Below are 7,829 nucleotides of genomic sequence, written 5' to 3' on the forward strand. Positions count from 1 at the left end.
ACGATACAGTTGCCAAAAATCCATAATTGCTCCACGAACATCACACATTAAATACGCAATACACACTCAACGTCGAGAATCGGATCAGAGCTTAATGCGCGTAAAATATGGTTTCCTCTGCATGTTCCTGGCAATTGCCCCATCGGCATATGCTCTGGAAGGCACCTCGCCACCGATTTTGGCGCCGCTGCAGCAGCAGGCGCAGGCGGCGATTTTGAGCTCACAGTTTCTCGCTCGGTTCCATTACAAGCCCGTTCCGCTTGACGATGCTTTGTCCGCCAAGATCATGGACCGGTTTATCAAGTCCCTGGATCCGGATCGTGCCCTCTTCGCACAGGCGGATATCGACAAGTTCATGGCTGATAGCACCAAGATCGACGATGCCATCAACCATGAGGACTTGCGGATCCCGTTTTCGATCTTCAACACCTATGAGCAGCGCGTTGTTGACCGGATGACCTATGCACGCAGCCTGCTCAAGCAGAACTTCGATTTCAATGTGCAGGAAGAATATTCCTTGCAGCGTGACAAGGAGCCCTGGCCGCAATCCGACGCGGAAAGCAACGAGCTGTGGCGCAAGCGCGTCAAGAGCGACTGGTTGCGCCTGAAGCTGGCGGGCAAGGCTGATGACGCCATTCGCACGACGCTCGACAAGCGCTATCAAAACTCCCTGGAGCGCGCCTACAAGTACAAGAGCGACGATGTGTTCCAGATGTTCATGGACGCCTACACGAAGTCGCTCGACCCCCATACCGACTATTTCGGCGCGGCTGCTTCTGCCGAATTCGATATTTCCATGAAGCTCTCGCTGGTCGGCATCGGCGCGGTCCTGCAGGAACGGGATGACTATACGACGATCCGCGAGCTCGTGCCCGGCGGCCCGGCACAATCGTCGGGCAAGCTTGCGGTCGGAGATCGTATCACCGGCGTCGGCCAGGGTGAGAGCGGTGCGATCAAGGAAGTGGTCGGCACGCGCCTCGATGAAATCGTGCAAATGATCCGGGGCGCCAAGGGTTCCGTCGTGCGTCTGGACATTTTGCCGGCGGATGCCGGACCGGACGGCAAACACAACATCATCAGCCTGGTGCGCGACAAGATCAGCCTCGATAAGCAGGCTGCCAAGAAGACGGTTCTCTCCGTCAAGGCTGACGGCGTCACGCGCAAGATCGGCGTGATCACCCTGCCGGCCTTCTATGAGGACTTCGAAGCACGCCGCAGGGGCGACAAGGACTACCGAAGCGCAAGCCGCGACGTCGCCAAGCTTCTTGCTGAACTGAAACAGGACAAGGTCGACGGCGTTCTGGTGGATTTGCGCAACAACGGCGGCGGTTCGCTCTCCGAGGCGATTGACCTGACGGGTCTGTTTGTCGGCAAGGGTCCGGTCGTTCAGCAACGCGATGCGGGCGGCAAGGTGGAGGTGGAAAGCGATGACCTTTCCGCGCCTGCCTGGACAGGCCCGGTTGGCGTGCTGATCAATCGCGGCTCGGCATCCGCTTCCGAGATTTTTGCCGCAGCCATACAGGATTATGGCCGAGGCGTGATTGTCGGTGAGCCGAGCTTCGGCAAAGGCAGCGTGCAGACCGTGGTCAATCTCGACCAGGTGGCCCATAACAGCAAGCCGAAATTCGGTGAGCTGAAATTGACCGTTGCCCAGTTCTTCCGTGTCAACGGCGGGACGACGCAGCTGCGCGGCGTGACACCCGACATCGGCCTGCCAGGCCTTTCGGACCCCAAGAGTTTCGGCGAGTCGAGCTATGACAACGCTCTACCGTGGACCGAAGTCAAGCCGGCTAAATATGTTCCTTCCGCCAATATGGCACCGTTGCTGCCGCAGCTGCAGGGCCGTCACGACGCGCGTGTGCAGAGCGATCAGGATTTCCAGCGCTTCGTAGAAGACGTCGCGGAACTCAAGGTGCAGCGCGAGAAGCGGGCTATCTCCCTCAACGAAACCCAGCGCCGCAATGAGATGGCCGCCCAGGCGAAACGCGTGAAATCGCGCGAGCAGATAAACGATGGCGTGGACAATGGCGAGGACGATGGCCTGCAGGCAAACGAGCGCAGCCTGAGTGCCGATATCGCCATGGAGAAGGCCCGCAAAAATGCAAAGGATGTCCTGTTGAAGGAGGCAGCTGCCATCGTAGCCGACGAGGCGGATCTGCAGTCGGGCGGGCTGAAGGCGACCGCGCAGCGGTCGGGAAGCACGGACGGAAAATAGTCTTTTCCTGATGGCCGCAACCATGGCGGCCGGATGTGTGCCATCGGATTGCAGGCCGGCGCAAGCGATGCTGCGGCAAGATTTCGTGTTCAACGGCCCGCGGCGTGATCCATGACGCCGCGGGCCGTTGTCGCTCGTAGACGATATGCCGGCATCTCGACCGGCCGGGCGAGTTTCCCTATAATTTCGGTATCCGGGCTCTCCAGCCTGTGAGACACGAAGTTGCAGGAATGCGAAATCATGGATCAGCTTAGCAATGCCGCCGCCACTCTTCTTTCCAGCAGGGATCGCGGCTGGAGGGGTTTGGATGCCGAGTTCCTTCACATTCGCGCCGGTCGCACGCATGTACCGGGATTGCAGACCCATCGGCTCGGCATTCATTTCGGACCGACGGTGAACGCCCACTGCCAATGCGATGGCCGGGATCTGCGCCGCCAACAGAAACATGGCGATATCGACATCGTGCCCGCAGGGCTGGAAGGCTGGTGGGAGGATGATCGCGATTGCACCATTCTGCGACTGACCATCCGGCCGGAACTTCTTGAAACAGCCGCGCGAGAACTTGGCCAGGATCCCGAAGGAGTTTCACTCACGCCGCAATTCCAGCTTCGAGATGCCCGGCTCGAATCGATCGCCTGGGCCATCAAGGCCGAGATCGAGGCGACCGTACCATCCGACAGAACCTATGCTGACACCTTGGGCATGGCTCTGGCGATCCGCCTGCTGGAAAGCAATGGGCAGAGGCGGATAGGGACGGCTGCAACCGGCAGCACGCTGACCAGCCGGCAACAACGACGCCTGGCGGAGTTCATCGAAGACCATATCGATCAATCGCTGTCTCTTGCCGATCTGGCAATCGTTGCCGGGCTCAGCGTATCGCATCTAAAACCGCTGTTTCACGGCAGCTTCGGCATGCCGGTCCACAAATATGTGCTGGCCCGCCGTGTCGAGCGTGCCAAATTGCTGCTTATGACGACGGATATGCCGCCTGCCCAGGTCGCCCTCGAAACCGGCTTTGCCCATCAAAGCCACATGGCCCATTGGATGCGGCGGATCACGGGCTTCACCCCCAGCATGATCACCCGAATGCATTCCTGACATCGATTGTCGTCCGAACCTGCGATAGATCGTCCGAACCTGTGCGAGCCATCGCTCGCCGACGGGTAGAGCTGCGAGCGGACGAACAGGAGAAGACACGATGCACGTCATTCTAGGCGCCACCGGAAAAGTTGGCCGCACCACGATTGCCTCTTTGCTCGACGCCGGTGTGCCGGTTCGCGCTGTCCTTCGCGATCCGGCAAAAGCACAGGCATTTTCGGACCTCGGCTGCGAGATCGCCATTGCCGACTTGAACGATCATCAAGCCCTGGTCGCTGCGATGAACGGCGCCAGCGCCGTTCAGGTGATCTGCCCGGTCGATGTCCGCGTCGAACACGCCTACTCTAAAATGCTGGTAACGATAGAGGCCTTGGGCGAGGCTCTGGCAGCAGCCAATCCCCCGCTCGTCCTCGCCATCTCCGACTATGGCGCAGAACAGAGCTCCGGCACGGGTGTTACCATGATTTTCCATGCGCTGGAGGCACGGCTGAGGAAACTGCAATCCAAGCTCATCTTCCTGCGATCGGCCGAGCACATGGAAAACTGGGCACGTCTGGCAAAAGCCGCTGCCGGAAGCGGCGTATTGCCGAGTTTCTACCATCCCCTTACCAAACTGCTTCCCACCGTCTCCGCCTTCGACGTCGGCTCCATCGCCGCTGAACTGCTCCAGGAAAAATGGGACGCAAAACTGCGCATCGTCCATGCCGAAGGTCCGCGTCGCTACACGCCGAACGACGTTGCGGCGGCCATTGGCCTGCTCGCCGGTCGCGATGTCGTCGCCCGGCCCCTGCCCGAAACCGAATGGCAGACAGCGCTGATGCGCGCGGGTCTTTCCGAGAGCTATGCCGAGTTGCTCGTCGAGCTCTACACCGCCCATAATGCCGGCAAGATAGATGCGGAGAGCGATGTAGGCCAGATTCGCCGGGGCCGGACCGAACTGCTGGATGCGCTGCGACCGCTTCTCGGCGCATGAAGGTGAGCCTAGGGGAGAACGAACTATCATAGTCGGTAGAACGGGACAGGCCGCCAGCATCCCCTGAGGATCACGACGGCCCGCGTTTCGGATAGCCGGAGGCTTGCCGCAAGGAAATCCTTCTGCTTCGCGAGCGCCGCTGAACATTGACCGGGCCGCTGTCAGCTTCTGAAGCCGCCTTCGTCCGGCGCTACTCGGATTGAGGGGGATCGCATCACCACGCAATCGAATACAAGATTTGCGTTGTCGCCGGTCGGAGCGGCGAATGGCATGCCGGACCGCAGATCTCACCATCGGGCGCTGGGCCTTCTTGCGACAAGTGGTATAGTTAAATCTCGGTCGTTCACCTGGACGATACGAGAAAGGAATTATTCCATGGGAGACCAGAAGCGCCCGCTGCAACCGGGAGAAACCGCGCCCGCGTTCGCGCTAGCCACGGCCAACTTCGACGGAACGGTCTCTTTCGCCGACTTGAGCGGCCGTCCGTTCTTGATCGGCTTCTTTCGCGGGCTGCACTGCCCGTTCTGCCGGCGTCAGGTGGAACAGCTTGCCGGCGTACAGCCGACGCTGCGCGCCGCCGGGGTGGAGACCGTGGCCGTAATAAACACGCCGGTGGAACGCGCCCGCCTATATTTCCGCCACCGGCCGACGCCAGTAACGCTTCTATGCGACCCGGACTGCCGCACGCATCGGGCCTATGGCGTGCCGCATGCCGAGTTCCTGCCCGATGGGAGCAGCGAGCAGCCCGAATGGCCATATGGCGCAACGATGGCGCAGTTCCAGGCGGCACGCATCAACCCCACGGGCGAGCTGCCGGAACCGCTACATCCGATGGAAGCCAACACGGTACTCAACGCCAAGGACCACTTCGAGCTTGACGAAGCCGATAATGCGATTTTCGCGAACCACGCTACCCAGCTCGTCGGGCACTTCCTGGTCGATGCGAACGGCATCATCGGCTGGGCACAAATTGAGTCGCTCGATGGACCGAACAGCCTCTCCATTTTCCCGACCGCGGCGGAGATCATCGCCGCCGCCGGCGGCCTTGGACGCTGACCCGCAGTGAACAGTCTGCCAGCGTTGCTGCTCGATGGCGAATGAGGGCGACGACACGCATTGATCCGGCCGATCACCGCGCTTGGCGCGCATTGCAGTCAAGCTGTGATCGATCACATTTGGCGTTCGTTCTGAAAATTCGGGTGCGCCAACAAATGTGCCCCGGTTACACGGAATACTAGTACGCGGAGCAAAAGGGGTGGCGCCGGTGGAGTTTTCGGGAAGATAAAACGTGCAGTTAGTTAGCTGTGCATAAAGATCTGCCTGGAATCCGAAAGGCGGTGGTGGGCGATTCCGCCAGTGGGCAAATCATGATTCTTTCTCGCCATGGGGAAGAAGCCGCTGCCATCCGTTGAGCATGTTGAGACGCTGTCGCTGGTGGCGATGCGCCGGCTCGTCGGCGGGTTTGTCGAAGAGCTAAATGCGCTGAAGGCCGACGTCGCGGCGCTGCGATCTGAGAACGAAGCCCTGCGCCAAGACAATACAGAACTGCGGTTGGAAAATGTCCGCCTGAAGGTCGAGAACCAGCAACTGCGTGATGAGATCGCGCGGCTGAAGAAACTGCCGCCGCGTCCCCCGTTTCGACCATCAGGTATGGACAAGGCAACAGATCCCGCCAAGGACAATCCCAAGGATGATCGAACAACCGGTAAGCCGCCCCGCGGCCCTAAGCGCGACAAGAACCGGATCACCCGCACCGTGACGCTGAAGGCCGACGTACCCGAAGGCTCACGCTTCAAAGGATACAAGAACTTCCTGGTGCGCGATCTGGTTCTGTCGGCGGAGCTCGTGAACTATCGCCGGGAACGCTGGCTGACGCCCCAGGGCAAACTGATCACTGCTCCCTTGCCAGACGGGGTTGCCAGCGGCTTTGGTCGCAATTTGCGTCGGATATGTCTGGCGCTCCATGCGCAGGGACAGGTCACGACGCCCAGGCTGACCGAGATTCTCAACAGCATCGGCGTCGAGATCGCAGCGTCATCGCTGGCGATGATCGCGTCGAAACGGCAGGTTGTGCGGTTGCTCACGACAGACCTTATGCCATTCGTCGAGGAAGACAGTGCGGTTCTGCGTGCCGGACTGGTTTCGGCGCCCTTCATCACTGTCGACGATACTGGTGCTCGCCACGTCAGGCGCAACGCCTACACGACCCAGATCGGTGGCGAGCGCTTTTCCGCCTTCCGCACCAGCTTTTCCAAATCGCGGCTCAACTTCCTGTCCATCCTGAAAGCGGGCCATCAGGACTATATCCTCAATGACGAGGCGATGAATTGGCTGCGGACACAGGGCGCCGAGCAGGCGCTCATGGAGAAGCTCCAGAGCAGATCCGCCATTATCTTTGCCGACCAGGTTGCCTTCCTGGAATATTTGACCGGCAGAGGCATCGACATCTTTGATCGACAATTGATGCGCCTGCTCGCCGAAGCCGGCAGTTGGGGCGCAATCCGCCATCACGGTCTGCTCGGCAACACGGTCATTGTCTCCGACGATGCCGGTCAGTTCCGCGTCGGCAATCACGCTTTGTGTTGGATCCATTGCGAGCGCCTGTTGCAAAAGCTGATGCCGGCAAAGGCGAAAGAGGTTCGATCGCTCGCACTGGTTCGCGACCTCGTCTGGCGCTTCTACAAGGCGCTCAAGGTCTGGAAGCAACAGCCATCACCGCAGGCAGCCCATGCCTTCCGGCGCAGGTTCGATCGCATCTTCACCCTACGCACCGGCTATAACGCCCTCGATACGCTGTTGGCGCGCTTGCATCGGCGGCGACGGGAGCTTCTCAAAGTCCTCGAACATCCCGAGATTCCACTGCATACCAATGCCTCGGAGAACGATCTGCGGACCTTCGTCACCAAGCGAAAGATCTCCGGTGGCACGATGAGCCTTGACGGTCGTATCGCTCGCGACGTCATGCTCGGCTTACTGAAGACCTGCCAGAAGCTCGGCATCTCATATTACACTTATCTTGGTGACCGCCTCGGTCTTGTCCCCGCCGGATCGACAATACCGCCGCTGGCTGACCTTGTCCTGGCGACAAACTGAGATCAGCCTTTTCTCGAAAACGGCACCAGCTTGCCGGACCGTGTTTCTTCAACCCGGCTTTCTTTCCGCAGCAGCTGCGGGGAAACATTCCACTGGCGGCCGTTGTCGGCGTGCACCGTCACTGTCTTACGGTTCCGACGGATCACGATGCCCGCCTGCGTCTGGCCGCTGTTGTCTTCGAACATGACGCGCTCACCAATCGCCAGCTCGAGCAGCGCGTGGGTGGTCTTTTGCTGATGCAGAAAATGCAGTCGATCAACGACCTGATCGTGCAGCTCGATCAGTTCCGCTTCACTCAAGCCGTCAAGGGTGATCCCGTGCATCCCGATGCCTCCACATAAGGAAATCGTCGCTCCGGAAAAGCACCAAAGCAATCCCGTATTATCGACGACCCACAAGATCCTTTATCAAGCAGAATTCCGCCCGGGCCACCCATTTTGCTCCGCGTAC

The 7,829-nt window shown here is 59.9% G+C and carries 6 protein-coding genes; 5 read left to right on the forward strand and 1 reads right to left on the reverse strand.

Annotation, left to right across the window (positions count from 1 at the left end; genetic code table 11):
• Positions 1-94 precede the first annotated feature (94 nt).
• The 5 genes from GA0061102_RS03950 to GA0061102_RS03970 all read left to right on the forward strand — a co-directional run bounded on the left by GA0061102_RS03950 (position 95) and on the right by GA0061102_RS03970 (position 7,379).
• Positions 95-2,215, forward strand: a complete 2,121-nt coding sequence (locus tag GA0061102_RS03950; protein ID WP_092844213.1) for a carboxy terminal-processing peptidase — start codon at positions 95-97, stop codon at positions 2,213-2,215.
• A gap of 240 nt (positions 2,216-2,455) precedes the next feature.
• On the forward strand, positions 2,456-3,313 hold the full coding sequence (locus tag GA0061102_RS03955; protein WP_092844215.1) for a helix-turn-helix domain-containing protein: 858 nt from the start codon (positions 2,456-2,458) through the stop codon (positions 3,311-3,313).
• A gap of 100 nt (positions 3,314-3,413) precedes the next feature.
• The gene (locus tag GA0061102_RS03960) at positions 3,414-4,286 is read left to right on the forward strand and encodes an NmrA family NAD(P)-binding protein (RefSeq protein WP_092844217.1); all 873 of its coding nucleotides are present in this window, start codon (positions 3,414-3,416) and stop codon (positions 4,284-4,286) included.
• Between the two features lie 375 nt (positions 4,287-4,661).
• Complete coding sequence (locus tag GA0061102_RS03965; RefSeq protein ID WP_092844219.1) at positions 4,662-5,342, forward strand: redoxin domain-containing protein; 681 nt, start codon at positions 4,662-4,664, stop codon at positions 5,340-5,342.
• 327 nt (positions 5,343-5,669) lie between these two features.
• Positions 5,670-7,379: an IS66 family transposase gene (locus tag GA0061102_RS03970; protein WP_092844222.1), complete on the forward strand. Its 1,710-nt coding sequence runs from the start codon at positions 5,670-5,672 to the stop codon at positions 7,377-7,379.
• Between the two features lie 2 nt (positions 7,380-7,381).
• Here the strand turns inward: GA0061102_RS03970 and GA0061102_RS03975 are convergent, their stop codons facing one another.
• Positions 7,382-7,702, reverse strand: a complete 321-nt coding sequence (locus GA0061102_RS03975) for a hypothetical protein (protein WP_092844224.1) — start codon at positions 7,700-7,702, stop codon at positions 7,382-7,384.
• Between the last annotated feature and the right edge of the window lie 127 nt (positions 7,703-7,829).

This window comes from Martinezella miluonensis (genome assembly GCF_900094545.1).
Classification (GTDB): domain Bacteria; phylum Pseudomonadota; class Alphaproteobacteria; order Rhizobiales; family Rhizobiaceae; genus Rhizobium; species Rhizobium miluonense.

Bases quoted from the DNA above. Each gene is read 5' to 3' on its own strand.
- GA0061102_RS03950 (WP_092844213.1), top strand. From the start codon at position 95: ATGCGCGTAAAATATGGTTTCCTCTGCATGTTCCTGGCAATTGCCCCA.
- GA0061102_RS03955 (WP_092844215.1), top strand. From the start codon at position 2,456: ATGGATCAGCTTAGCAATGCCGCCGCCACTCTTCTTTCCAGCAGGGAT.
- GA0061102_RS03960 (WP_092844217.1), top strand. From the start codon at position 3,414: ATGCACGTCATTCTAGGCGCCACCGGAAAAGTTGGCCGCACCACGATT.
- GA0061102_RS03965 (WP_092844219.1), top strand. From the start codon at position 4,662: ATGGGAGACCAGAAGCGCCCGCTGCAACCGGGAGAAACCGCGCCCGCG.
- GA0061102_RS03970 (WP_092844222.1), top strand. From the start codon at position 5,670: ATGGGGAAGAAGCCGCTGCCATCCGTTGAGCATGTTGAGACGCTGTCG.
- GA0061102_RS03975 (WP_092844224.1), bottom strand. From the start codon at position 7,702: ATGCACGGGATCACCCTTGACGGCTTGAGTGAAGCGGAACTGATCGAG.